The organism is Gilliamella sp. B2828, assembly GCF_026537125.1.
Taxonomy (GTDB): domain Bacteria; phylum Pseudomonadota; class Gammaproteobacteria; order Enterobacterales; family Orbaceae; genus Gilliamella.
In genome coordinates this window covers 1-798 of record NZ_JAFNMU010000030.1, presented here as the reverse complement: position 1 = coordinate 798, position 798 = coordinate 1, and the positions used below count along the sequence as shown (strand labels likewise).

1 protein-coding gene is annotated in these 798 nt (G+C 26.4%); it reads right to left on the bottom strand.

Going from position 1 to position 798, the window contains the following annotated elements; genetic code table 11:
• Nucleotides 1–65: 65 nt before the first annotated feature.
• A complete protein-coding gene (locus tag J3U19_RS11430; protein ID WP_267342174.1) occupies nt 66–284 on the bottom strand; it encodes a Flp family type IVb pilin in 219 nt (72 codons plus the stop codon).
• Nucleotides 285–798: the final 514 nt, after the last annotated feature.

Sequence of the window (798 nt, the reverse complement as noted above, 5' to 3'; positions counted from 1 at the left end):
TTAAAATAATAAACCACCCCTTATAAAGGCGTGGCTTATATCACTATAACAATAAGTATTGCTAATTAAGAAATGATATTAGACAACTTAGTGCTCAATTTATCAAATACATTACTTAACATATCATAAACTGGGCCACCTGAACTATTGAAAATAACTAAAATCACAGATGAAACACCAGCTGCAACGATTGCATATTCTATTGCAGTTACGCCACGCTCATTTTTAATGAATTTGTTTGCAAAATTTCTTACTTGCGCACGAACCGCTGATAAGTACATCATAATAACTTTCTCCTTAAATATTTACATTTTTTTTAAACTGATTTTCACTTTCTTAACTGAAAGTTTTCGCATTATATGCGAATTCATATTAAATTGCCAGCGAGAAATGCAATTTTATTTTAATTTTTTTTATCAATTTAATGAACAATATCATGAATTCAACCAACAAAAAATTATTTAAAATCATAAAGTAAACAGGTATCGTCTTAAATAGACATTGGAAGTTTTATTTAATTATTAAAGTAAAAATAATTTTCTCAATAAACTATTTCGCTAAAACATCATCGATTGTTTAAATTACATAAGAGGAAAAAAGGAGCGGCAAAGATATAAGCTTTAAAATGGCTGACAAATCAATTTTAAAAAAACTAAAAATTCAATATTTAACACTTAGGTTTATTCTTCATTTTAAAGCAAGCATAAATTACTTTAAAATAATAAACCACCCCTTATAAAGGCGTGGCTTATATCACTATAACAATAAGTATTGCTAATTAAGAAATGATATTAGACA